Genomic DNA, 24,481 nt, shown 5'->3' with positions numbered 1-24,481 from the left:
GTTTCGTAAAAATTGCACCAGGCCCCCGGTACGGCACGAGCAAGCTCGCGCCTAAAGGCCTTGTTGCAGCGCCGGGTCGTCCGGGTTCTGCTGCTCCAGTTGCGCGAGCAGTACCTGGACGTTCTGCAGTTGCCCGGTTTCTTTCCAGTAGTTGACCAACAGCACGCGGGCCTTACGGTTGGCCGGATGGCGCTGGACGATTTCCTCCAATTGACGTTGGGCAGCCTCGACTTCCTCTTGGGCATGCAGGGTAGTGGCCAGGTCGTAGCGGTAATCCTGATTGTCCGGCTCAAGCTCTACCGCCTTGGACAGGCCGAGCAGCGCATACGGGCGCTCGCCATGGTGCAGCAGCCACATGCCCAGGGCATGCTGCAGGTAAGCCGACTCCGGATGCGCCGCCAATTGCCGCGCCAACAGCTGGCGCGACTCGTCGCTCTTGCCTTGCTTGTCCAGCAGTTCGATCTGCGACACGACCGCCTGCAAGTTATCCGGCTGCAAACGCATGGCCTGCTCCAGGGCGTTTTCTGCCTGCGGCAACAGGGCGCTGTGGATGTACAGGCGCGCCAGTTGAATCCAGCCTTCGGCGGTCTCGGGCTGGGCCTTGAGGGTTTTCACGAATTCATCGAGCACCTGCTGCAGCGGGCCGAAATACAAGCCCAGGGTGTCTGGCGACAGGCCGAGCAGGGCATTGGCGGCGGCAAAGCGCACTGGCTGTTCGGGATCATCCAGGACCGGGCCAAGCAGCAAGGTGCGCTGGCCGCTGGGCACCAGGCCGACGATGCTGTGAATCGCCGCCTCGCGCACCAGAGGCGACTCATTGGCCAGGTCTTTATCCGCCAGCTTAAGGGCTTGAGGGCTGGGGTAATTGGGCAGCTCGGCATGCAAGGCGGCGCGGCGTTCAGGCGACAGATCCGGGCGCCCCAGCTGTTGATACAGCACCCGCGCCGCGCCCGGTTCACCGTTGTGTGCCTGCTTCAATGCCTTGGAGTAACCATGGGCAATGGCCGGTGCCACGGCGACCGGTGCGGTGCGGGAAAAAAACCAGCTGACCAGTACGATCAGCGACAGGGCACACAGGCCGATGATGGAATAACGGCGTGACTTTGACATGCGGGTGTCCGAAAGATCGAGCAGCAAAGCCCCAAGCTTCGGTCAGTGCAAGGCGGGTGTCAAACCGGCGTCAGGTCAGCACGTAATCCAGCGGCTCAAGGGCAGGGGGCAGGTCGTCTTCGCCAAGGGCCGCGAGGATCTCGCGCTCCAGGGTACGCAGGATGGCGTCGCACGGCAGGTCGTTTTCGTCGAAGCCGAACGGGTCCTCCAATTCGTCGCCGATCGCATCCAGGCCAAAGAAGGTGTAGCTGACGATAGCGGTGAACACCGGCGTCAACCAGCCCAGCGGCTCGGCCATGGCGAACGGCAGCAGGATGCAGAACAGGTAGATCGTACGGTGCAGCAGCAGGGTGTAGGGGAAGGGCAGCGGTGTGGTCTTGATACGCTCGCACGACGCCTGCACCCGGCTCAGGCTGACCAGCCGGGCTTCCAGCTGGGTGTAGCGCCACTCGCTGATCACACCCTGGCAGGCCAGTACGGAAAACCGCGCACCGAGTGTTTGCAGAACACTGTCAGGCAGGTTGGGGTGACTGGCTTGCACTGCAATCCAGGGCACTATCGCGCGGGTTTCATCTTCATGGCGCAAATGGGCGATCAAGCCGTGGGCAAAACCGCACAGGCCGCGCAACACGCCGGCACGCTCGACGGCGTCGCCCAGCACCTGGGTTTCGCGGATCAGCGAGCGCACCTCAATGATCATTTGCCCCAATTGTTTGCGGCCCTCCCACCAGCGGTCGTAACAGGCATTGTTGCGAAAGCTCATGAAGATCGACAACGACAAACCCAGCAGGGTGAAAGGGGTGGCATTGACCTTGGAAAAGTACGCCGGGTGCAGGGTTTCCACCAGCACGATCACTGAGGCGAGCAGCGTGACCATCAGGCTGCGCCAGGCAATGCGCTTGGCAATCGAGCCCTTGAGGGAAAACAGGATACCCAGGAGGTTGGGCTTGGGACGAACGATCATGGCAGGCTTCTTCGATGGTGCAGGCCGTCAGGTTAGAAGCTGGCGGGCAGAGCGTCCAATCACTTGGGTCAACCGCCTGATCATTGGCATCGATCAGGGGGAGGGCAGCTCTGGCGTGCCCCTGAGTTTGCGACGAGGGAACTTGATTTCGGGGCGGACTGATTGACTGCACTCGGTAAACATGTGGGAGGAAGCTTGCCCCAATGGCTATAGGTATCTACGCAATTTCTGGTATGGCGCTGTACCTGTGGGAGGGGGCTTGCTCCCGATGGCGGCCTCAGGGCCGACCAGGATGTTGGATCATACCGAGTACATATCCATTGCTGCGGTAACGGCGGCTATTGGTTCCGCCCTGACGGCGGGTCACTTTGGAAAAGAGCCCCAAAGTAACCAAAGGGCTCTTGCCCCACCACTCGGCACCTCGCTTCGGCTCGGTGTGCCCGTAATCCGCCAGTGATTTGGGGGGCCGCCGCCACGCGCCATCCATGGCGCGGGGCGGCTAAACCGGCATCCCTGCCGGTTTACCCCCCAAATCCCTGTCGAATTCCGGCCAGCGTGGTTTAACGGGGCGCCTGAGATCAAAAGCAGATCAAGATCAAGAGCGGCTCGCTGCGCATCGTGGTTACCGTCGGCTACTACACAGTTGCGTAGATACCCACCGCCATCGGGAGCAAGCCCCTCCCACATTTGGTTCGCGGCGCATCAGGCAAATACTCGGTGGCTGTCAGGCCTTGGCCGCCATCGCCGTCACTTCAACACGCATGCCTTCCACAGCCAGCGCAGCAACGCCCACCGCAGCGCGTACCGGCCATGGCTTGGCGAAAAAGCGCTTGTAGACTTCGTTGAACGCCGCACGGTCGGCCATGTCGGTGAGGTAGATGGTCAGGTGCATGACCCGGTCCATGGAGCTGCCGGCTTTTTCCAGCGCGACTTTCAAGGCTTGCAGGGTGCACTCGCTTTGCAGGGTGATATCGCCCAGTTCCAGGCTGCCGTCGGCGCGGGTTGGCACTTGGGTGGAGACTAGAATGCCGTTGAAACCGATTACGTCGGAGGAAATTGAATCGGCATCCGGGTCGGGGGTGTAGGACAGGTCGTGGTTGGCCATGGGCACCTCTTGTTGGCAGGAACACAAAGGCGCCATGGTCCGCGAAATTTACCCCAGGGGCAAACCCCTGATCATGTCCAACGTCGGAACAGCACACTGGCGTTCACACCGCCAAAGCCGAAGCCATTGGACAGCGCATATTCAATCGGCATCGGCCGCGCCGCAACGCGCACCATGTCCAGGCCGTCGGCGAGGGCGTCCGGGTTTTCGAGGTTGAGCGTCATCGGTGCAATCTGGTCACGCAGGGCCAGCACCGTGAACACCGCTTCGATACCCCCGGCCGCGCCGAGCAAGTGGCCGGTGGCGGATTTGGTCGAGCTGATGGCCGGCCCGCTGCCGGTACCGAAGACTGTCTTGATCGCCGCCAGTTCGCCTTTGTCACCTACCGGCGTGGAGGTCGCGTGGGCGTTCAAGTACTGCACCTGCGACGCGTCGATGCCTGCCTGGCGCAACGCCTGCGTCATCGCCCGCCGCGCGCCATCACCATCTTCGGGCCCGGCTGTCATGTGATAGGCGTCGGCACTGGTGCCATATCCCACCAGCTCGGCAATCGGCTGCGCACCGCGGGCCAGTGCATGTTGCAGTTCCTCGATCACCAGGATGCCGGCGCCTTCGCCCATCACGAAACCATCGCGTGCCTGGTCAAAGGGCCGTGAAGCATGCTCCGGCGCGTCATTGAACGCGCTGGACAACGCCCGTGCCGCGGCAAAGCCGGCAAGGCTGACCCGATGAATCGCCGCTTCGGCACCGCCGCAGACCGCCACATCGATTTCCCCGGCGCGGATCATGCGCGCTGCGTCACCGATGGCCTGGACGCCGGCCGCACACGCAGTTACCGGCGCGCCCAGGGGGCCCTTCAGACCGTAGTTGATCGACACGTGCCCGGCGGCCATGTTGCTTAAAAACGACGGAATGGTGAATGGCGACAACCGACGCGGGCCTTTGCTGTCTGTGGTGCGCACCGCGTCGGCTATCGCCGGGAAACCACCGACACCGGAAGCGATGATGGTTGCGGTGCGTTCCTGCTGCTCGGGCGTTTTCGGTGCCCAATCGGCTTGCTTCAAGGCTTCATCCGCCGCCGCCAGGGCGAACAGGATAAAACGATCCATCTTGCGCTGTTCCTTGGCGGCCAACAGTCGATCAGGGTCAAATCCGGCTTCGGGGTCTTGCTCCATGTTTTGCACCTGGCCGCCGATACTGATCGCCAAATCACCGACCAATGCCTGCGGCAAACGACGGATGCCCGACTGTCCGTCCAGCAAGCGTTGCCACGTGGATTCCACGCTCGACCCCAGTGGCGTCAGCGCGCCCATGCCCGTCACGACGATACGTTTACTCATGATCAATCGACTCCTGTTGCTTGAGGGATACCTAGCGTATGGACGTCACTATCATCATGAAAGTAACATGGCGCCACACAAGTGTGTACTTGCACCCAGGACTTCTTATGCAGCGCAAATCCCTCATCAGTGACGAATGCCCGATCGCCCGCAGCCTTGAGCGGGTAGGGGAGTGGTGGAGCATCTTGATCATGCGCGACGCGTTGCACGGTTTGCGGCGTTTCGATGAGTTCTCGCGCAGCCTCGGTATCGCGCCCAACATGCTGACGCGCCGCCTCAATGGCTTGGTCGAGGCGGGGATGCTGGAGCGCCGCCCCTACAGTGAGCGGCCGCCACGCTACGAATATGTGCCGACGGCCAAGGGTGAAGACTTCCGTATGGTGCTGATGTCATTAGTGGCGTGGGGCAACCGGCACTACGCCGAAGAGGGCGCCAGTGTCGAGGTGGTGGAGCGCGAGACCGGCCGTCCGGTGCAGCCGATGATGGCAACGGCAGAGGGCGCGGTGGTGCCGCTGGACCAGTGCCTTGTACAGGCCGGTCCGGCCGCCAGCGCAGGCATGCGCAAGCGGCTGGCCCCTGACTGATTGAGGCAGTACCGCTGCGGTAATTACTCTTTAACGTCCATGAACTCTTCGGCCCACGCCACATAGCTTTCGGGCAAGGTGTAGGTGTGGGTCAGTTCCGTTGCACTGAGGTTCGAAGTGCTGTGGGTCAGCTGGCGCTGCGCACGCAGGCTGTCGTAGGTGGCTTTGATCGCGGCGAAGTAGGCGCCATGCCCGGCCACCACGATGCGTACGCCCAGGCTGGCCAGGCGCTCGCTGTCGTGCAGTTGCGGGTTGCCGTAGGTCACCAGCATCAGCGGCACGGTGAGGTTCTCTGCGATCTGCTCCAGGTGCTCGAAGTCTTTGACCCCGACCATGCAAATCCCATCGGCACCGGCCTTTTCATAGGCCTTGGTGCGCGCAATCACGTCTGCGGTGGGCAGCACACCTGCGTTGGTGCGGGCAATGATCGACAGCTCAGGGTCAACCCGCGCTTCAAGGGCGGCCTTGACCTTGCCGATGCCTTCCTCCACCGAAATGAGATCTGTGGATTTGCGCCCGAATTGTGCAGGCAGCAGGGTGTCTTCAATGGTCAGCGCCGCGACGCCGGCACGCTCCAGCTCTTCGACGGTGCGCATCACATTCAGGGCATTGCCGTAGCCATGGTCGGCGTCGGCAATGAACGGCAACTGGGCGACACGGCCGATGCGGGTGGCCTGCTCAACGAACTCACTCAGGGTAATCAACGCAAAATCGGGGGCCGCCAGTACCTGCAGGGAGGCGACCGAGCCACCCAGGATCCCGACTTCAAAACCCAGGTCGGCCGCGATGCGGGCAGACATGGGGTCGAATACGGAAGCGGTTTCAACGCAGATGGGGGTTGCAAGCAGGTCACGGAAGTTGCGGCGTAGCGCTGAGTGAGAAATCTTGGGCATGTTCTTTCCTGGCTTTGGTCATCGTCAAGTGACGATCAATGTCTATTCGTGGTGGCGTGAGATTACCACGCAGACGCCCGCAGGATTATGACGTTTGAGCATGGCTCGCGTAGCAAGCCCATGACGGGGCGGTTAAAGGGGTGAGGATGAAGAACCCGGCCACAAGATCGATTAGATGCAATACCTGCATTATTGTAGAATTACGTTATGCATTATAGGTATTTTACATCTGATCAATGGAACCTCATCGTATCGACCTGACAACCATTGCCGAGACCGCGCGCGCGGATCGACTTGAAATGCCCTGACCGGGCATCTGGAGACGAACGTGCGTTACCTGACAACACTGGCGGCGGGGTTCACCGCCGCCTTGCTGTGCCTGACGGCACAAGCACAAACCCTGGTCGTCGGCGACCAGAGCTACAACGCCCAGGCCGTGATGGAAGCAGCGGGGGTGCTGGATGATCTGCCCTACACGCTGGATTGGAAGCAATTCACCGCCGGCTCCCCGGTGGCCGAGGCGCTCAACGTCGGCAGCCTGGATATAGGCCTGCTGGGGGATGCGCCGGTATTGTTCCTGGGCGCATTGGGTGCGCCGATCAAGGTGATCGCGGTCAGCCGACAGAACCTCGAGGGCGTGGCGATCCTGGTGAAAAAGGAATCGTCGATCCACAGCCTGGCCGATCTTGCTGGTAAACGCGCAGCGATCTGGAAAGGCTCCTGGAGCCAACAACTGTTGCTGACCGCCCTGGATAAAGCCGGGGTTGCGCGGGACTCCCTGGAGTTTCGCTACCTCAGTGCGTTGGACGCCTCCCATGCACTGGAAGGCGGTGCTGTTGACGTCATCGCCACCTGGGAACCCTACGTCACGCAACAGGAGCGCCAGGGTGCGCGGGTACTGGCGACCGCTGAGGGGTTGATTCCCGCCCAAAGCTTCATTGCCGCCAATGCCGGTGCCGTCGAGGCCAAGCGTGGGCCCATCAGCGATTTTCTCCAGCGCCTGAAAAAAGCCCGTGACTGGGCCCGGCAGAACCCGGCCAACGCCAATGCGTATGCCGACGCCTGGGCCAAGCGCACCCGTGCTGACGCCGACATCGCCCGCGCCTGGTTTGCCCGTGCGCGCACCACCGTCGAGCCATTGACGGCCCAGACGCCTGTGGAAGCGCAAAAGACCGTGGAGTTTTTTGCGAGCCAGGGCCTGGTCAAGTCCTACCCGGCCGCCACCTTGTTCGATCCTTCATTCACGGCGTCCTTGCAGCCCGCCGTGGCCGAAGCCCAGCCCCGGACGCTTCAAGGAGCCCCTGCACAATGACTCAAAGACAGCTCAAACTCGGCGCCCTGACCATGGGTTGCGGTGGGCCGGGCCGGCATAACCTGTGGCTTGACCCGCAATTGCCAGCCGATGCCAGCGTCAACGTCGACTGGTACATCGAGATTGCGCGCCAGGCCGAGGCAGCGCTGTTCGATTTGATGTTTATCGTCGACAGCCAGTTCATCACCGAGGGCTCGCCGTCCCATTACCTCAATCGCCTGGAACCGCTGACGCTGTTATCGGCACTGGCGGTGAGCACCCGGCATATTGGCCTGGTCGGTACGCTGACCACCTCCTACAACTCACCCTATAACGTCGCCCGGCGCCTGGCGTCCCTGGACCTGATCAGCAAAGGCCGCGCCGGCTGGAACGTGGTGACCAGCGGCGATGCCGGCACTGCGGGCAATTACAGCCGCGACGAACATTATGACTATGCCACGCGCTATGGCCGCGCCGCTGAACATGTGCAAGTGGTGCAGGGCTTGTGGAACTCCTATGAGGAAGATGCCTTTGTGCGCAACCGGGCTACCGGCCAGTTTCTTGATCCGAGCAAGCTGCACAGCCTGAATCATCAGGGCGAACATTTCTCCGTGGTTGGGCCGCTGAATATCCAACGCTCACCCCAGGGCCAGCCGGTGATCTTCCAGGCCGGTGACTCAGAGCCCGGCCGTGACCTGGGCGCCGCCACGGCGGATGTGATTTTCACCCATGCGGCCAGCATCGAGCAGGGCCAGGCGTTTTACCGGGATATCAAGGGCAGGGCGCTGCAACGGGGGCGCGATCCGGAGCAGATATTGATCATGCCCGGGGCAGAAATCTACGTGGGCGATACCGATGTGCACGCCAGGGAAATCGAGCAGCACTACCATCAGCTCGACCATAGTTTTGAGCTGGCACTCAAGGAATTCGGACGTAACTTCGGCTGGCATGATTTCAGCCAGTACGACCTGGATGCGCCATTCCCTCAAGAGAGCCTGGAGGCGGCGCGCAGCAGTTTTTTCACTGCGGCCAAGCGCATCGCTGATCACGCCCGGGACGAAGGTTTTTCCCTGCGCCAAGCCGTCGAGTTTGGCCGGCAACTGCGCCCGGGTGCCTTCGTTGGCAGCGCGGCCACAGTCGCAGAGAAGATGGCTGGCTGGCTGCAAGCGCGGGCTGTGGATGGGTTCAATATCTATATCGGGCACCCTGGGCAGTTTGATCGATTTACCCGGGAAGTCATTCCGTTGCTGCAGGAGCGCGGTGTCTACCGCACGGCGTATGAAGGCTCGACGTTGCGTGAGAGCCTGGGTTTGTCGATTCCAACCTGTACGCCGGGCCGGGTTCAGGCGCGCTAGGAGTGAATGAAGCTGGTGACGAATTCTGCCTTGATGAGCGTCGGCTCAATGCCATGGATCAGGCCGCAGGCCATGGCCTGGTGCGGATCGAAGATGCGCGGCGCAGCGATCAGGTACTTTTCGGTTTCCAGTTGTTCGATGGCATCGTGGGTACGTTCGGCCACGATGCGTGCGTACAGATGCAGGTCGTAGTCCAGACTCATGGTGTACTCCGACATGCGCGAATGGTCTACGGCGCCTTGCAGGTGCCAATGAAACGGATGAAACAGGAATTTGCTATGGGCGCAGGCAGTCCTGCGCTCACCGGCCAGGAAAATAATGTTGCCCATCGACTCCACCGTGCCCAGGTTGTGGGTATGCACGGGAATCGGCAGGGCCAGCAGAAAGTTGTACATCGTAAAACCGTAGCTGCACTCTCCGCCCATGGTCGCAATATTCAGCACCAGGCAGCTGGCACCCTGCTGTACGGCAACCGTGGCCTTTTCGATGAGTTGGCTACAGGTCGATGCATTGATCGGGCCGGTGAAGTTGATAGCGTGTAGAGGCATGTCGTCCCTCGCAAATGAATCCTGCATTAACCGCATTAACTATCAAGTTAAAGTCTGTTTTGCAGTCTTGCTCAGACTAATTACAATCTGCCGCTTTTATGAGCGGTGGTTATAAGCGCTTTTCGCATAAAGGTAGCGCACGCTCAGTACCAACAGTAATTTCAGCCTGTTTGGCAACCTGCGAATGTTCATAACATGAGTGCGGGTTCGAACGCACTGCCGTTTTCGGTTCGGTTCGTCCTTCCATAATAGCCTCACGAGATAAGTCGTCAGGCTGCACATCAACTGGCGCTTGCATGTTCAACTCCTTGCTGTCGAAAAGAAGGGGCGGCACTGCCGCCCCCCACCGTCGCGTCAATTACGACTTGCGGCCGCCGCCATGGCTCTGTTGCCCACCTTTACGGCCGGCTTCCGACGCCTTCTCACGGTCGTTGGCAAAGTTACCGCCAGATGCCTGGCCACCTTTCCTACCTGCCTCGGAAGCTTTTTGTTGATCGTTGGCGAAGTTTCCAGGGTTTTTATTACTTGTGGTCATGATCGCTCTCCAAAAGTAAGTGTCGTTTCGCTAGTTGCCCATTGATGCAGCGGGCATTTACTTCGAGAAGAGCGACCGCGAAAACGTTTTGAAAATTTTTCGGCGCGGCGATGAATGGTAGTGCAGTGCAAAAACTTGTACAAGTCAGCGCTAATTCGTGCCGCTTCGTATAACTTTTGCGATCCATTCAAGCGCGCCGAAACTGAGCCTATAGGCTCAACGGCCGCTTCGCTTAGTTGCCTTTATATTGAACCTCTCGCACTCGCCCTTGACCTAACTTGCATCACTGACCTGGAGGTGCAGCATGCAAACCACGTATTTCTGGATAGGCCTGGCAGTCATCCTCGTATTACTCGACCTGTGGATCATCAACAGCGTATGGCGCAGCGACAAAACCTCGGGCACCAAGGCCGGATGGACTGCGCTCGTGGTGGTGCTGCCATTTGTCGGTGCGGTGATATGGAGCGTGGCCGGCCCCCGTGGCGTAACCAAAGGCCCGTCGTCGCCGGAACACAGCAAGGGGTGAAAGCGGTAAAGGCGCGCTGATCCGAATGTGCGCAAATGAAGCTGAACTAACCCTGGCAGCGTGCCCTCGCAAGACTATGCACGACGGCAGGGACTTCTATTCTCTGAAATAAAGGAGAAAACCATCCGATGACAATGACAGTAAGCGACTTTCTGGTTGAACGGCTCAGCGAGTGGGGCGTAACGCGTATTTTCGGTTACCCCGGCGACGGTATCAACGGCGTGTTCGGCGCCTTGAATCGGGCCAAGGGCAAGATCGAATTCGTCCAGGCGCGCCATGAGGAAATGGCCGCTTTCATGGCCTCGGCCCATGCCAAGTTCACCGGTGAACTGGGGGTGTGCATCGCCACCTCCGGCCCGGGCGCTGCGCATTTACTCACCGGCCTGTATGACGCGCGTATGGACCACATGCCGGTGCTGGCTATTGTTGGGCAGCAGGCCAGGGCCGCACTGGGCAGTCATTACCAGCAGGAACTGGACCTGCTCTCGATGTTCAAGGATGTCGCCGGGGCTTTTGTGCAACAGGCCTCGGTCCCGGCGCAGGTGCGCCATCTAGTGGACCGCGCGGTGCGCACCGCTGTGGGCGAGCGCAGGGTCACCGCGATCATCCTGCCCAACGATCTACAGGAGCAGCCTTACGAAGCGCCAGCCCGAGCCCATGGCACTGCGCATTCCGGCGTCGGCTACGCCAAGCCCAGGGTACTGCCCTATGCCAATGACCTGGAGCGCGCCGCCGAGGTGCTGAACGGCGGCGAAAAGGTCGCCATCCTGGTTGGCGCCGGTGCCTTGGGAGCCACCGATGAAGTCATCGCCATTGCCGAGGCGCTGGGCGCCGGAGCCGCCAAAGCCCTGCTCGGCAAGGCCGTGCTGCCTGACGACTTGCCGTGGGTCACCGGTAGCATTGGCCTGCTCGGCACCGAGCCCAGCTACAAGCTGATGACCGAATGCGACACCTTGTTGATGATCGGTTCGGGGTTTCCCTATTCTGAATTCCTGCCCAAGGAAGGCCAGGCCCGTGGTGTGCAGATCGACCTGCAACCGGACATGCTGAGCCTGCGCTACCCCATGGAAGTCAACCTGGTGGGTGACGCTAAGGAAACCCTGGCGGCATTGCTGCCGTTGCTGGAACGCAAGAGCCAGCGCAAGTGGCGCAAGCAGGTCGAAGGCTGGCGTGACAGTTGGGAAAAGACCCTGGAAAAACGCGCCCTGGCCAAGGCCAAGCCGATCAACCCGCAGCGCGTCGTGCATGAACTGTCGCCACGCCTGCCGGACCACGCGATCATCACCTGTGACTCCGGCTCCTGCGCCAACTGGTACGCCCGCGACCTGAAGATCCGCCGCGGCATGCAATGCTCGCTGTCCGGCGGCCTGGCGTCCATGGGTGCCGCCGTGCCCTACGCCATCGCGGCAAAATTTGCCCATCCACAACGCACCGTCGTGGCTCTGGTGGGGGATGGGGCGATGCAGATGAACAATCTGGCCGAGTTGATCACTGTGGCCAAGTATTGGCGACAGTGGCAAAACCCGAAGTGGATCTGCGCCGTGTTCAATAACGAAGACCTCAACCAGGTCACCTGGGAGCAGCGGGTCATGGAAGGCGATCCGAAGTTCGAAGCCTCGCAGAATATTCCCGATGTGCCGTACCACCTGTTCGCCATTTCCCTGGGGCTCAAAGGCATCTTCGTCGAGCATGAAGACGACGTCGCCGCGGCGTGGGAACAGGCGCTGGCATCGGATATCCCGGTGCTGATCGAATTCAAGACCGACCCCAACGTGCCGCCACTACCGCCGCATATCAAGCTGGAGCAGGCGAAGAAATTTGCCTCCACATTGCTTCAGGGGGATCCGCAGGAGGCCGGGGTAATCGTGCAAACCGCCAAGCAGGTGCTGGCCAGCGTATTGCCGGGGGGCGCGAAGAAATAGACGGGCCAGGCCGCATGAGCGACGGCCCTGTAAGATCAGGGCCGCCAGCAGCGGTTTTAATCGTCCACAGTGAACGTGACCCAGCCCGGCCCATCGGTGGGTCTTTGAATTTCAACAATCACCCCGCTCACAGAGGCGCCGTCGGGCAAATTGACCGTCACGAAGTTCGGGTGGCCTGGCCACTCAAGCGGGGTATCGAATGCCAAGTGCACCACGGTGGGTTTACCGCTGCTGCTCATGTGGATGTCTACCGAGTCATTCAGGCATTCATCTGAGCCGGTGCCTAGATGGCGCGATGCGGTGATAACACTTGCAGAACCTTCATAGTCGTAAGACATACTTGCGTACCTTCGTATTAAGAGTGCGGGCGTAGTAAGCGTGCGGGGGCGCAGGCAGTTATCTGCGGCGTTGAATGCTCATCCGACAGGCACGCGCAATCGCAATGCCGGCGACCAGCAAGGCAGCGCCTGTTGCAATCAGTAAGTAGGGTGGCTGACTGGTTTTTCGCCTGCCGGTCGCTTCCCGGCGTTGACTGGCCGGTGCGGATTCAAGCGCCTGGGTGGGGGCGTCGACCTGCATTTCCTGCAGTTTCAGGCGTGCGCCATCGTTCAACACCAGGGTCAAGTCTTCGATAGTGCCGGCGACCCGATCGGGAAACACCGGCTCGCCGTTGGCATCCAGTTCGTCATACAGGAACTTCTGGCCTTCCAGCCATCCCACCGCAGTCATCAGCTCGGGACCGAGGTAGTACTTTCCATCCAGGAAGAATCCACCGAAATTCTTCGTGCGCTCCAGGTTTTGCACGGTGTAGCGCTGGCCGGGTCTCATTCCGGTTGCTGAGTCGATCATGATGACTTCCTCCATTTACATGTCCTGCGATAGAGGAGGTTGGGTAAATGATCGTTCAATCCAAATGACCGAAAGGCACTACAACGCTTGCCAGCGTTCCCATCTTGCACAACTGCTGTGCAGCGCCAGGGGTTAATCCGCTGAGCCGCCATGCCTATAGTTCCCTCACTAGCGCAGACCGAGGTGAGCCTGATGAACCGTGAATTGCAACCCGCACCAAGCGACATGAACCAAGTGGACGCCGAGTACTTCGAATACAGCAAGGCGGCCAACCCCATCAGCGCCAATCTCATCCCGCGGATTCCCTACCACAGCTTTCCTGCCTCGCTGTATGCCAGCGGCCCCTCGCGGTTGATACCGCTGGACCTCAGCGACGCCCTGGGCTGTGAAGGGCCGGCAACCGGGCCCGGGCTGTGCGCGAACTTCATGCGCCTTAATCGGGGCGACACCCTCAGCCTGCAACCGAATGCGACCTCCCAGGTGTTCTACGTGATTGCCGGGGAGGGCAGCGTGGTCCAGGGGGCGTATGAGATTCAATGGTCCAAAGGCTGCTTTATCGCCTTGCCCGGCTTGCAGGCGGCGCACTTTCGCGCAAGCCGGGATGCGCGTCTTTACTATGTGCACGATGAACCATTATTGCGTTACCTGGGGGTGACACGCAGCGCAGATCGTTTTACGCCGACGCTGTACCCCGCGGAACTGGCCAACGCAAAACTGCGTGAAGCGGCGGATGATCCCCGTGCCCAGGACCGCAGCCGCATCAGCATTCTGCTGGGCAATCGCCACTTCCCGCAGACGCGCACGGTGACCCATGTGTTGTGGGCGATGTACGGGATCCTGCCGGCGGGTTCGGTGCAGAAACCCCATCGGCATCAGTCGATTGCGCTGGACTTCATCATTGATTGCCCGGTGGGGTGCTACTCGCTGGTAGGCACCGAGCTGGATGCGGATGGGCAGATCCGCAACCCGCAGCGGGTGGATTGGTCGCCAGGCCTGGCGTTTGTCACACCGCCTGGGTACTGGCACGCGCACTTCAATGAATCAGACACCGAGGCGTTCCTGATCCCGATCCAGGATGCCGGGCTGCAAACCTACCTGCGCTCGCTGGATATTCGTTTCAGTTGAGTCATTTCCAGTCAGGTGCCTGGCCCAGTCGCTCAACGATGAAGTCGATAAAACACCTGACCTTGGACGACACGATGCGCTTGGGCGGGTAGACAAACCACACGGCAAACACCCGCTCGACATCGCGAACGCGCCACTGCGGCAACCACACCACAAGCTCGCCGGTGTCGATGCTGCGGGCCACCAGCCAATCCGGCAGCAGCGCAAAACCCAGTCCTTGGCGCGCAGCGATCAACTGCGCGTCGAGGTCGTTGATGCGAATACAGGCGTCATGCACCAATGGTAACGCCAGGTCGCCGTTCACAAAGGTGATAGCGCTGGAAGTCGTACCCACCACGGCAGGCAAACCGGCCAGGTCGGTGGGCGTTGACGGGGGCGGGTACTGCATCGCGAACGCCGGACTGGCCACCACAAAGTACCGGCCGTCGCTGAGTTTACGGGCCTTGAGCGTGGAATCGGCCAGCGCGCCAATGCGAATGGCGAGGTCGACGCCGGCATGGATCAGGTTGACCTGGGCGTTATCCAGCACCAGCTCCACGCTGATTTGCGGGTAGCGCACGCGAAAATCGCTCAAGGCCGGGAGGATGTGATGCCGGGCAAATGCCGGCGGCAGGTTGAGTTTCAACAAGCCTCGGGGTTGCTGGTTCAACGCCGAGGTGGCGGCCTTGGCGTGTTCCAGCTCATCCAGCACCCTGCGAGCGTGCATCAGGAAGGTCTGGCCACCTTCCGTCAGGTGCAGCGTGCGTGTGGAACGGTTGAACAACGCGATGCCCAGGTCTTGCTCAAGATCCTTCACGTAGCGCGACACCGTAGACGCCTTGATGCCCAGGCGCTCGGCGGCGCGGGAGAAGTTATTGCCTTCGGCGGCTTCGACGAAGGCGGTGAGAGCGGCGAAATAGTCCAAGGGCAGCCTCGTTGTCGAGCATGGCGCAATTAAAGGGCGACGGGGGGAGGGCGGCTCACATGCGTGGCTGAATACTGTAGACGCAACGCCGATCCCCGGAAATCAGGTATTCACAACGCTCGACCACGACGCTGTCGCCAAGGGCCGCGCGGAATATCTGCAGTTCCGACCGGCAGAAACCCTGGCATTTGCGGGCCGCTGCGCAGATCGGGCAGTGGTTTTCGATCAGCAGCCAGCCGTCGCCCGCCGCCTCCATTTGCGCCATGTAACCGGCACGTTCACGGATGCCCACCAGGATGCGTACCTTTTCTTCCAGGGATGAGGCTTTCTCGCAGGCCTGGAGGTATTCGCGTCGATTGGTCGTTTCCATGCTGGCGATTATCTTCTCGACCCCCTCGGTGCCGAAAACCCCTTCGATGGATTCGATCAGGTGCAGGGTCAACACGCTGTGGGCGTCCGGAAACTTGCCGTGGCCGGAATCCGTCAGCGCCCATCTCAGGGACGGCCGGCCGGCGCCGCTGGTCGGCGCGGAAATGCCGGTGATCAACGCTGACGCCTGCAATTTCTGAATGTGCTGCCGGGTGGCTTCGAAGGTCACTTCAAGCAGGGTCGCCAGTTCAGTGGTCTTCAAGGGGCCACGGGTCTTGAGCATGAACAGGATGCGATCGGCTGTGGAGGCCTGGGTGTCGTCGTTAGCTCTGGTGGTCATAGGTTGCGCGTAACCATGGGAAATGAAGGCATCACTGGCGTCCGTCGACTGTGGAGTACCCCATTGCATAAGGGCGAGGGCCTGCCAGCATAGTCAGTTTTGACGGTCAGGAAAATCACTTAAAAAAGGCAGGCTAATTACACAAGGTTTATCTTTTGTAATACAGTGATCCCAGGTTAATCAGACTTGGATATCAGGATGACATCTACTACAGGTTGGTCAGCGCTACTCCTTGGGAAGAACGGATTACGCTCTGCGGCGTTGGCGGGAGGCGTCGCACTTCACGCCATCAACGTCTATCTGGTGACAACCATACTGCCGTCAGTGGTAGCCGATATCGGTGGGCTGGACTACTACGCCTGGAACACGACCTTGTTTGTGTTCGCCTCGATCATTGGCTCGGTGCTGTCCACCAAGTGCCTCACGGCCCTGGGCGCCAGGGCCGCGTATGCCTGGGCCGGGGTAATCTTTGCCATTGGCAGCGGGGTGTGCAGCCTGGCGCCGGATATGGCGGTCATGATTCTTGGCCGCACTATTCAAGGCCTGGGCGGGGGGCTACTGTTCGCGCTGCCTTACGCAATGATTCGCCTGGTTTTCGCCGAGCCTTTGTGGCCACGGGCGATGGCGCTGATCTCAGGCATGTGGGGTGCTGCAACGCTGATCGGGCCTGCGGTGGGCGGGGTATTCGCCGAGTACGATGCCTGGCGTGCCGCATTCTGGGCCCTGATTCCGGTCACCGCGTTGTTCATGGTGCTGGCCTGGGCGCTGCTACCGAAGAAAAGCACGGATACGTCCCGGCCTGTAGGGGTGCCGTGGGCGCAACTGGTGCTTCTGAGCGCCGTGGTGTTGGCCATTTCGGTCGGCAGTATCAAGCCTGAGGCGATCTACAGCGTGCTCGGCCTGGCCGTGGGTTTCTTGCTGCTCTATATGGTTTATCGCGTAGAGGTCCGCTCGACCTGGCGCTTGATGCCCAAGGGCGGCCTGGCTGCCCGCGGTGCGTTACTGCCGCTTTACGTGTCCATGAGCCTGATGGTGATCGGCATGACCAGCGAAGTCTTTGTGCCGTATTTCCTGCAAGTCTTGCACCTGCAGACACCGTTGCTGGCGGGCTATATCAGTGCCTTGATGGCGGCGGGCTGGACCTTGGGGGCGCTTTACAGTTCCGGGCTGAAATCCACTACCGCGCTGCGTGCCATTGGCATCGCGCCGTTTTTCATTGTTGCCGGGTTGGTATTGGCGTTGGTATTCGTACCACGGTTCGATCCATCACTGCTCAATGTGGCAGGCGTGTGTGCGGGAATGCTGGCGGTCGGCGCCGGGATCGGCCTGGCATGGCCGCATCTGCTCACACGGGTGCTGGAAAGCGTGGCCGAGGATGAAAAGGAGTTGGCGGGCGCTTCGATCACCACGGTTCAACTGATCGCTACGGCGATCGGGGCCGCATTGGCCGGCATGATCGTCAACCTTGGCGGCTTCTCTTCACCCGGGGGCGTGACGGGTGCATCGAGTGCCGCAGCCTGGCTCTTTGGGGTGTACGCCGCGCTGTCGCTGCTCATATTCATCAGCGTCCGGCCGGTTATACGAAGCAAAGCCGAGCGCGCAGCGCTGGATGCAGCGTGATTATTTCTTCGAAGGGAGTTCGAGCATGAACCGCTTGTGTTCATCTGAGTTAGTGGCCGATGCGGATATCGCCGCACAGCTGTCCAGCCTTGAAACCCGGGTACTGGGTGGGCGGGCCATCGGCATCGTCAACAACCACTTCATTGATTTGCCCAGCGCCATCGGGGGCAGTGGGACGATCTTGAATAATGACGACCCGAGCGATATCCGTCGAGAAAATCTCTCTCGCTTGCGCTATGCCCTCGGCACCAGTGGAGAGCTGGTACGTGGACCGATCAAGGCAGGCTTCGGTCGCTTGGCCATACCCGCTCGTAAGCTGGCTGATCCGGTAGCTGGCATTGAACACGCCATCGGTGGTATCGACCCGGACAGTCCGTTCCGCTATCTACCGCTGGGGCATACCGCACAGGTGCCCAACATCTCGCTGGACTCCATTGAAAACGCCGCCACCTTACTGATCCTTTCACATTGGCCATCGAACCACACACCGCAGCGTTATAAAGCCAACCTGTCGACGCAAAGCGCATTCCGTTACCTGCGCGAAGGCAATCCCGTGGGTGAGGCAAGGATTGTCACCAGCGATCATTTCGACTTGGATGGGCTGGCTTCGATTTATGCGTTTCTGTCGCCTGCCAGCGCACTGCGGCACCAGGACTTGTTGATTGATGTGGCCAGGCTTGGCGACTTCTCTAGGGGAACGTTGCCCCAAGCGTTGAGAGTGGCCTTTACCCTCAATTCATTGGCGGCCCAAGCGAAACGGCCGGGCGTTCTCGATGCCGATACGGCCTTGCTGCAGACCTACCGAGCTGTGTTGCCGAAGGTGGGCCACGTTTTGGAGCATCCCGGACAGTACGCCCATTGCTATGTCGAAGGCATGCATCACCTGGCGCGCAGTGAGCGCTTGTTGAGCCATCCCGAAACGCGGCTGGTGGAATACAAGGATGTCGATCTGGCGGTGTTCCATCTGCCAGCTGCGCTCGTTTCGGATCATTTGAACCATCAGCAGCCTTATTTCGGCTTGTCGAACATCGCCTTTCACAACCGGACACGCTGTGGTGTCGTGGCGATTGTCCACGGTGCGGCACTGGAAGTCAGGCAGCGTTACGAGAGCTGGGTGGAGCGTATTTCAGGAATTCCTCGGCCACGTCGGGATCTGTCGATCTTTACCCGGGCCCTTCAGCAGGATGAACGAGAAGGCTGTACCTGGCACTACGGCGGCGTGGAAAACATCATGCCGGCGTTGAAATGCGCCAACTCAGGCGCTACGCGGTACTCGAGCGAGATGTTACTGATGGAGCTGAGGCAGTTCCTGGCCGTTGCACCCGTGGCCTGGCGCGGATCGCGCTCAGGTTCGGCGAGCGGGGCAGGTTGAGCGCCTCACTTGAGCGGTTCAAGGTTCCTATCACTGGCAATGCGACCGCCCAGCCAGTAGAACAACCCACCGGCGACGATGAACAGCATCAGCATGTAGAAAATATACTGCGCCGGTTGCGTCGCCAGCACGAGACCGCATAGCACCGGCCCGAGCGCGGCGCCGATGTTGCCCAGGTTCTGCGCCGCGTAATACATGCCCCGCAGGTGGTTCGGCGCAATGCTGTCGATGAACATGTATTCGGCTGGGAAGACGATGATTTCACCGAGGGTGAAGATCGCCATGGCAATCACCCACACCACCAGCGTGGTCGACAGGGCAAAGCCGCCCAACCCAACGATAAACAGGCTCAGCCCTGCCGCCAGCCAGGCGTTCAGGTGCCGACGGGAGATGCGCTTGCCGAGGCTGTATTGCAGGCTGATCACCATCAAGGCGTTGGTCGCCACCACGGTGCTGATGATCCGGTAGGTGGTCTCGGGCGTGGTGGTCACCACCAGATACTGCGAGAGGTAAGCGGTGAACTGGCCGAACACCACCGCACTCAATAAACCACCCAGCGTAAAGCACACCAGGCGGTAATCACGCAGCAATACCTTGCCGACCGCCAGGAATGGCGTGGCTGGTTGGCCCGTTTCCACAGTCGCCAGGTTTTTGTCGCCCCCTACGCAGTAGATCAGCCAGTAGCCGGCCCCAAGCCCCGCCGACAGCAGGAACGGCAGGCTGGTGTCCAGGCTGGCCACCCCAGCGCCGAGAAATGGCCCGACGGCATAGCCGATATTGGTCAGGGTGTACTTGATCGAAAACGCTTCGCTGCGCTGATCGACGGGGAGCAGGCTGCCGAATCCGGACTTGACCGCGATATCAATCACCGCATACGCCAGGTTGACCAATACCAGGCACAGGTAGAACAGCCACAGCTGGGACGCGCCGTACGCGCCAAGAAAAGCCAGGGTGAATACTGCGCAGCAGGTGAGAATCAGCGGGTAACTGCGTACGCGATCCACCAGGAATCCGCCATACAGGCTCAGTAACGAGCCGATGATCAGCGTGCTGCCGATGACCAGGCCGATGTCGGCAATGCCCAGGTCAAAGTTGCCCGACAAGTAGATCACCAGATAGGGCAGGGTGACTGCCCGGGCGAGGGTCAGTACCAATGAAGCGCACAGCAGCAGGTTGAGGGTAGCGGGGTAGGTTTTAAGCGTGGCGAGCATTCGAGCCTCATCGTCCATTGACCAAGTGCAAGCGCCATGGGCCGCTTGTATGGATAGACATAGTTTACTGGTGCCATGAATTCTGATTTAGGATGCTTTTTACAACGACTCAGGAATTGAATTCATGAATAAGGACCGTCTATGTTTGCCTCCGAACGTTTGAAGGGCATTGACGTGTTTGTCTGCGTTGCGCAATGCGGCAGTTTCACCGCGGCTGCCGAAAACATGGCCCTGACCGCGTCTGCCGTGAGTAAATCCATTGCCAGGCTGGAAAAGCGCCTGGGCGCCCGACTGTTCCAGCGTACGACGCGTGTATTGGCATTGACCGATGCGGGCACGGCGTTTCTGCGTACCTGCACCGGGGTGCTGGCTGACCTGGAAGAAGCCGAGCTGTCCCTGCAAGCGGAAAATACCGAGCCGCGTGGACGAGTGCGCATTGACCTGCCAGGCACATTCGGTCGCACCCAGGTGCTGCCATTCCTTGTTCCATGGATGCAGGCGCATCCGCTGCTGGTGCCGCACCTGACCTTCTGTGATGGCCTGGTCGACCCGTTCCGGGAAGGCGCCGACATCGTCGTGCGCATCGGCAATGCTAATGAGTGGCCGCAGACGCTAGGGCACAAGGTGCTCGCCCATGAATGGCATGTCTTGTGCGCCGCCCCGGCGTACCTGGCCCGGCATGGCACACCGGTGTCGGAGCACGACCTCGCACACCATCAGTGCATCGCCTATGGCTGGGTGGATGGGCGTATCAGCCCGTGGCGCTACACCGGCGAACAGGGTATGACGCTGCACAAGCATGCTGCGCCGCAGTGGGTGGTGGGCAATGGTGAAGGGCTGCTGATGGCCGCGTTGGCTGGCTGCGGTATCGTCCAGTTGCCGACGTGGCTGGCCAAGCAACAGTTGCACGACGGGACATTGGTCCAGGTCTTGCCGCAATTGGCGACAGCAGGGTTTGAGATCAACCTGGCCTGGGTCAAGAGCCGCCAGGCGCAGCCCAAGGTTCGCGTGGTGCTCGATGCGTTGATCGCCGGGCTGGGCACGCAAGATTGATCCTGATCAGGTGACCGTACCGGCGAGCGCTATAATCTTGTGATTCCATCAAAGGCCAGGGACGGCTCAAGGAGTGTCTCTGGCCGCGCATTCTCAAGGAAGAGTCAGCCATGCGATCATTGAAGATCCTCTTGTTATCATCGGCGTTCAACGGTTTGACCCAGCGCGCCTGGCTGGACTTGCGCCAGGCAGGTCACGACCCCAGCGTGGTGGTGTTCACCGATGAAGCCTCGGTGTGCCGGCACGTCGAGGACTCAGGCGCCGACCTGGTGATCTGTCCCTTTCTCAAGGACCGTGTGCCACGGCAGCTGTGGAGCGATGTGCAGCGCCCGGTAGTGATCATCCACCCGGGCATTGTCGGCGACCGTGGCGCCAGTGCACTGGATTGGGCCATCACCGGGCAGCTCAGCCGCTGGGGTGTCACAGCCCTGCAAGCGGTGGAGGAGATGGATGCCGGGCCGATCTGGTCCACCTGCGAATTCGACATGCCCACTGATGTGCGCAAATCCGAGTTGTACAACGGCCCGGTGAGTGACGCCGCGATGGTGTGCATCCGCGATGTGGTGCAAAAGTTTGCCAACGGCTTCGTCCCGGTGCCGCTCGACTACACACAACCCAACGTCATCGGGCGTTTGCAGCCAAACATGACCCAGGCCGACCGAACCTTCAGTTGGTTCGATTGCGCAAGCTTCATCAAACGTAGCATCGACGCCGCCGATGGCCAGCCCGGCGTGCTTGCAAGCCTAGAGGGCGGGCAGTATTACCTGTACGACGCACACCTGGATTCACGCCAGGGTACGCCGGGAGCAATCCTCGCGGTACAGGACGACGCCGTGCTGGTGGCGGCCGGCGACCGCAGCCTATGGATCGGCTCGCTCAAACGCAAAGCCCAGCCAGGGGAGGAGACCTTCAAGCTGCCGGCACGGCAGGTCCTGGCTGAGCAGTTGGCCGGCGTGCCGGTGCTCGATAGCTCCATCGCCCACCAAGCGTTTAATACGCTGGTCTATCAACCGATTCGCTACCGCGAAGTCGGGCACGTCGGCGAACTGACATTCGAGTTCTATAACGGCGCCATGAGCACCGAGCAATGCCAGCGCCTGGTGGCTGCATTGCGCTGGGCCAAGGCGCGAGATACCCAGGTGTTGCTGATCAAGGGCGGGCGCGGCAGTTTTTCCAATGGCGTTCATCTCAACGTCATCCAGGCCGCCAAGGTGCCGGGGCTGGAAGCCTGGGCCAACATCCAGGCCATCGACGATGTGTGCCTGGAGCTTCTAACAGCCAGGCAACTGGTAATCAGCGGCCTGACCGGCAGCGCTGGCGCAGGCGGCGTGATGCTGGCGCTGGCCGCTGATGTTGTATTGGCCCGTGAGGGTGTCGTGCTCAACCCGCATTACCAAACCATGGGGCTTTATGGCTCCGAATATTGGACCTACAGCCTGCCACGGGCCGTCGGCAGTGAAATCGCGCATAAACTCACCGAAGAATGCCTGCCCATCAGTGCCCTCCAAGCCAAGCAATACGCAATGATCCAAGGCATCGGGCCGCGTTGCCCAGACGCATTCGGCCTGTGGCTCATGCAGCAGGCCAGCAGTGCGTTGAGCGATGAGAAATACCTTCACGCACGCGCACGTAAAGCCGCGATGGATATTCAGCAGGTTGAACGCTGCCGCGAACAGGAACTGGCACAGATGCAGTTGGATATGGTGCAGAACCGTCAACAGTTTGCGCAAAAGTGCCAGGGTTTTGTGCTCAAGCGTAAAACTTGCCAGAGTCCGCAGCGGTTGATGGCGGCTTGGGCGTTGAGCCCACATCCGACAGTACAACAGAACCGGGAAAGCGCTTAAGAGCGAAATCCCCCCAGCCGCGCAGGCTGGGGGCGATTGGGTGTGGTTCAGGACTGGGAGTGCGTAGGCTCGCCACTCAATGCATCGACCATGGGCGGATGATCCTGCGCCGCCTGGCGCAGATCTTCGGTCACGCGCAATTCAGCACCGGTCGGCGAGAAGGTTGCCGCAGCGGTAAAAGGTGCTGGATTGGACGGGGCGGGGCGTTTGTTACGGCGCCATAAGAAAAAGCTGACCATGCACAGGTTGACCAGCGCGAACACCCAGAACAGCCCACTTGGGCCGAACGAATTCATCACCGGTGAGATCATCATCGGACTGATCGCCGAGCCCAACGAGTTGATCAGCAGCAGGCCCTGGATCATCGGTACCAGCGCTTCGGCAGGGGCGCGGTCGGCGGCATGGCTGACGGCAACCGGGTAGAGCGCAAACACCGCGCCGCCGAGCAGGAACAGCAGCACGGCCAGCATCAGCGACGACAACGGCAGCAATACGATCACCAGCGACAAGACCGTGCAGGCCAACGCCAGAATAGTCAGCACCTGCAAGCGATCCTTGTGGTCGGACCAGCGCCCGACCGGGTACTGCAGAAGCATGGCGCCGAGGATTGTCCAGGCCATCATGCTGCCGACTTCACCGATGTCCAGGCCGGCGCGTTGCAGGTACAGCGGCAGCAAGGTGTAAATCGCCGCAATGCTGACCCCCGAGCCAAAACACCCGATCAGCCCGGTCGGCGTCACACCCAGCAGTTGTCGTGGCTTGAGGGGTTCAACCTGATCCAGCAGCGGCGACACCCGTGGCAGGATCACAATAGGCAGCACCGACAACGAAGCGAGCATGCCGGCCACCATAAACGGCGCACTGTCGCTCAAGCCGGTGATCTTCCCCAGCGCTGCCTGGCCCAGCACGCCCGCGCCATACAGCACGATCATATACAGCGCGAGCAAGCGCCCACGGATCTTCGCGTCGCCGGCCAGCAACAGCCAGCTCTCGATCACCAGAAACACCCCGACCGTGGCCCAGCCGTTGATCAGACGCAGCGCGAACCAGCCCCACGTGTCATAGAACAACCCTTGCAGCAGGATGCTCACCGCGATCAACGAGGCAAAGCTGCCGTAGGCGCGGATATGGCCGATGCGCAGAATCAATCGATCATTAAAGACGGCACCCAGCGTCAGGCCAATAAAGTACGCCGATGAAACGATACCGATCATGGTGGCCGAGGCACCGGCGGCGTCCAGTCGAAGGGTGGTCAGGGATGAAAGAAAGCCGTTGCCCAGAGCAACAATGAACAGCCCGAGCAGGGGCGCCAGCGCCATGGCCAGCAAACGCGGAGACATATAGACCTCTAGAATCGAACAGCGAAACAGGCACAGGCGTGCATGCGATTGCCAAACCGAAGTGTGTTGTGCAAATGAGGGTGGTTGAGTCGGACACACATTGACGAATGTGTGGCCAGTCATTCAGGTACGCGTTGCTAGCCTCCAGTCATCGACCCCGACGACTGCAAGCGAGCGCGCGATTCTAAGGCTTGTGTGGGATTTTCCAAGAGCTGACTGCTGCGACGTTAGGACGCAGGTAGCGGACACAGGTATCTACATAACCTTTGGGCACGGCGCGG

The 24,481-nt window shown here is 60.6% G+C and carries 24 protein-coding genes; 10 read left to right on the top strand and 14 right to left on the bottom strand.

The window, feature by feature from the left end:
* Positions 1–51 precede the first annotated feature (51 nt).
* The 4 genes from QYQ93_RS14835 to fabF form a co-directional block, all read right to left on the bottom strand.
* Positions 52–1,110 (bottom strand): tetratricopeptide repeat protein, encoded by a 1,059-nt coding sequence (locus QYQ93_RS14835; protein WP_338474908.1) that lies wholly within the window; start codon positions 1,108–1,110, stop codon positions 52–54.
* A 70-nt stretch (positions 1,111–1,180) separates the two neighbouring features.
* The gene (locus QYQ93_RS14830; protein ID WP_338474907.1) at positions 1,181–2,074 is read right to left on the bottom strand and encodes a bestrophin family protein; all 894 of its coding nucleotides are present in this window, start codon (positions 2,072–2,074) and stop codon (positions 1,181–1,183) included.
* 724 nt (positions 2,075–2,798) lie between these two features.
* Positions 2,799–3,179 (bottom strand): RidA family protein, encoded by a 381-nt coding sequence (locus QYQ93_RS14825; RefSeq protein WP_043050195.1) that lies wholly within the window; start codon positions 3,177–3,179, stop codon positions 2,799–2,801.
* 71 nt (positions 3,180–3,250) lie between these two features.
* Complete coding sequence (fabF, locus tag QYQ93_RS14820; protein WP_338474906.1) at positions 3,251–4,519, bottom strand: beta-ketoacyl-ACP synthase II; 1,269 nt, start codon at positions 4,517–4,519, stop codon at positions 3,251–3,253.
* Between the two features lie 107 nt (positions 4,520–4,626).
* On the opposite strand from fabF, the gene QYQ93_RS14815 reads away from it, so the two are divergent.
* Positions 4,627–5,103 (top strand): winged helix-turn-helix transcriptional regulator, encoded by a 477-nt coding sequence (locus QYQ93_RS14815; protein WP_043050193.1) that lies wholly within the window; start codon positions 4,627–4,629, stop codon positions 5,101–5,103.
* A 23-nt stretch (positions 5,104–5,126) separates the two neighbouring features.
* On the opposite strand, the gene QYQ93_RS14810 is transcribed toward QYQ93_RS14815, so the two are convergent.
* The gene (locus QYQ93_RS14810) at positions 5,127–5,996 is read right to left on the bottom strand and encodes an isocitrate lyase/PEP mutase family protein (RefSeq protein WP_034119553.1); all 870 of its coding nucleotides are present in this window, start codon (positions 5,994–5,996) and stop codon (positions 5,127–5,129) included.
* 328 nt (positions 5,997–6,324) lie between these two features.
* Here QYQ93_RS14810 and QYQ93_RS14805 point away from each other — a divergent pair, with 328 nt between their 5' ends.
* On the top strand, positions 6,325–7,308 hold the full coding sequence (locus tag QYQ93_RS14805; RefSeq protein WP_338474905.1) for an ABC transporter substrate-binding protein: 984 nt from the start codon (positions 6,325–6,327) through the stop codon (positions 7,306–7,308).
* Complete coding sequence (locus tag QYQ93_RS14800) at positions 7,305–8,642, top strand: LLM class flavin-dependent oxidoreductase (protein ID WP_338474904.1); 1,338 nt, start codon at positions 7,305–7,307, stop codon at positions 8,640–8,642. The genes QYQ93_RS14805 and QYQ93_RS14800 overlap by 4 nt, the downstream gene beginning before the upstream one ends.
* Here the strand turns inward: QYQ93_RS14800 and QYQ93_RS14795 are convergent.
* From QYQ93_RS14795 to QYQ93_RS14785, 3 genes are all read right to left on the bottom strand, one after another.
* The gene (locus QYQ93_RS14795) at positions 8,639–9,190 is read right to left on the bottom strand and encodes an ATP-dependent Clp protease proteolytic subunit (RefSeq protein ID WP_043050190.1); all 552 of its coding nucleotides are present in this window, start codon (positions 9,188–9,190) and stop codon (positions 8,639–8,641) included. The genes QYQ93_RS14800 and QYQ93_RS14795 overlap by 4 nt on opposite strands.
* Before the next feature lie 109 nt (positions 9,191–9,299).
* On the bottom strand, positions 9,300–9,488 hold the full coding sequence (locus tag QYQ93_RS14790) for a hypothetical protein (protein WP_338474903.1): 189 nt from the start codon (positions 9,486–9,488) through the stop codon (positions 9,300–9,302).
* A gap of 60 nt (positions 9,489–9,548) precedes the next feature.
* A complete protein-coding gene (locus QYQ93_RS14785; RefSeq protein ID WP_043050189.1) occupies positions 9,549–9,725 on the bottom strand; it encodes a general stress protein in 177 nt (58 codons plus the stop codon).
* Positions 9,726–10,029: 304 nt separating this feature from the next.
* On the opposite strand from QYQ93_RS14785, the gene QYQ93_RS14780 reads away from it, so the two are divergent.
* Together QYQ93_RS14780 and QYQ93_RS14775 are read left to right on the top strand one after the other, a co-directional pair.
* A complete protein-coding gene (locus tag QYQ93_RS14780) occupies positions 10,030–10,251 on the top strand; it encodes a PLDc N-terminal domain-containing protein (protein WP_043050188.1) in 222 nt (73 codons plus the stop codon).
* Between the two features lie 128 nt (positions 10,252–10,379).
* On the top strand, positions 10,380–12,173 hold the full coding sequence (locus QYQ93_RS14775) for a thiamine pyrophosphate-requiring protein (protein ID WP_338474902.1): 1,794 nt from the start codon (positions 10,380–10,382) through the stop codon (positions 12,171–12,173).
* Positions 12,174–12,229: 56 nt separating this feature from the next.
* Here the strand turns inward: QYQ93_RS14775 and QYQ93_RS14770 are convergent, their stop codons facing one another.
* Together QYQ93_RS14770 and QYQ93_RS14765 are read right to left on the bottom strand one after the other, a co-directional pair.
* Entirely contained in the window at positions 12,230–12,511 is a 282-nt protein-coding gene (locus QYQ93_RS14770) for a hypothetical protein (RefSeq protein ID WP_338474901.1), read from the bottom strand.
* 58 nt (positions 12,512–12,569) lie between these two features.
* Entirely contained in the window at positions 12,570–13,022 is a 453-nt protein-coding gene (locus QYQ93_RS14765; protein WP_338474900.1) for a short chain dehydrogenase, read from the bottom strand.
* Between the two features lie 192 nt (positions 13,023–13,214).
* Here QYQ93_RS14765 and QYQ93_RS14760 point away from each other — a divergent pair, with 192 nt between their 5' ends.
* Positions 13,215–14,147 (top strand): cupin, encoded by a 933-nt coding sequence (locus tag QYQ93_RS14760; RefSeq protein ID WP_338474899.1) that lies wholly within the window; start codon positions 13,215–13,217, stop codon positions 14,145–14,147.
* A gap of 1 nt (position 14,148) precedes the next feature.
* Here QYQ93_RS14760 and QYQ93_RS14755 read toward each other — a convergent pair whose 3' ends face one another.
* Together QYQ93_RS14755 and QYQ93_RS14750 are read right to left on the bottom strand one after the other, a co-directional pair.
* Positions 14,149–15,051 (bottom strand): LysR family transcriptional regulator, encoded by a 903-nt coding sequence (locus QYQ93_RS14755; protein ID WP_338474898.1) that lies wholly within the window; start codon positions 15,049–15,051, stop codon positions 14,149–14,151.
* Between the two features lie 55 nt (positions 15,052–15,106).
* Positions 15,107–15,760 carry a metalloregulator ArsR/SmtB family transcription factor gene (locus QYQ93_RS14750; protein WP_338474897.1) on the bottom strand — a complete coding sequence of 218 codons (654 nt, stop codon included), beginning with the start codon at positions 15,758–15,760 and terminating at the stop codon, positions 15,107–15,109.
* A gap of 198 nt (positions 15,761–15,958) precedes the next feature.
* Here QYQ93_RS14750 and QYQ93_RS14745 point away from each other — a divergent pair, with 198 nt between their 5' ends.
* A complete protein-coding gene (locus tag QYQ93_RS14745; RefSeq protein WP_338474896.1) occupies positions 15,959–17,380 on the top strand; it encodes an MFS transporter in 1,422 nt (473 codons plus the stop codon).
* Complete coding sequence (locus QYQ93_RS14740) at positions 17,370–18,752, top strand: DUF6687 family protein (protein ID WP_338474895.1); 1,383 nt, start codon at positions 17,370–17,372, stop codon at positions 18,750–18,752. Before QYQ93_RS14745 ends, QYQ93_RS14740 begins: the two co-directional genes overlap by 11 nt.
* A gap of 5 nt (positions 18,753–18,757) precedes the next feature.
* Here the strand turns inward: QYQ93_RS14740 and QYQ93_RS14735 are convergent, their stop codons facing one another.
* Complete coding sequence (locus QYQ93_RS14735) at positions 18,758–19,963, bottom strand: MFS transporter (protein ID WP_338474894.1); 1,206 nt, start codon at positions 19,961–19,963, stop codon at positions 18,758–18,760.
* Between the two features lie 141 nt (positions 19,964–20,104).
* Here QYQ93_RS14735 and QYQ93_RS14730 point away from each other — a divergent pair, with 141 nt between their 5' ends.
* Together QYQ93_RS14730 and QYQ93_RS14725 are read left to right on the top strand one after the other, a co-directional pair.
* A complete protein-coding gene (locus QYQ93_RS14730; protein WP_338474892.1) occupies positions 20,105–21,016 on the top strand; it encodes a LysR family transcriptional regulator in 912 nt (303 codons plus the stop codon).
* Between the two features lie 110 nt (positions 21,017–21,126).
* Entirely contained in the window at positions 21,127–22,860 is a 1,734-nt protein-coding gene (locus QYQ93_RS14725; protein ID WP_338474891.1) for a hydrogenase maturation protein, read from the top strand.
* Positions 22,861–22,907: 47 nt separating this feature from the next.
* Here the strand turns inward: QYQ93_RS14725 and QYQ93_RS14720 are convergent, their stop codons facing one another.
* Complete coding sequence (locus QYQ93_RS14720) at positions 22,908–24,200, bottom strand: MFS transporter (RefSeq protein ID WP_043050177.1); 1,293 nt, start codon at positions 24,198–24,200, stop codon at positions 22,908–22,910.
* Positions 24,201–24,481 lie beyond the last annotated feature (281 nt).

This window comes from Pseudomonas khavaziana, from assembly GCF_036704165.1.
Classification (GTDB): domain Bacteria; phylum Pseudomonadota; class Gammaproteobacteria; order Pseudomonadales; family Pseudomonadaceae; genus Aquipseudomonas; species Aquipseudomonas khavaziana.
This window is presented reverse-complemented; position numbering and strand designations above follow the sequence as displayed.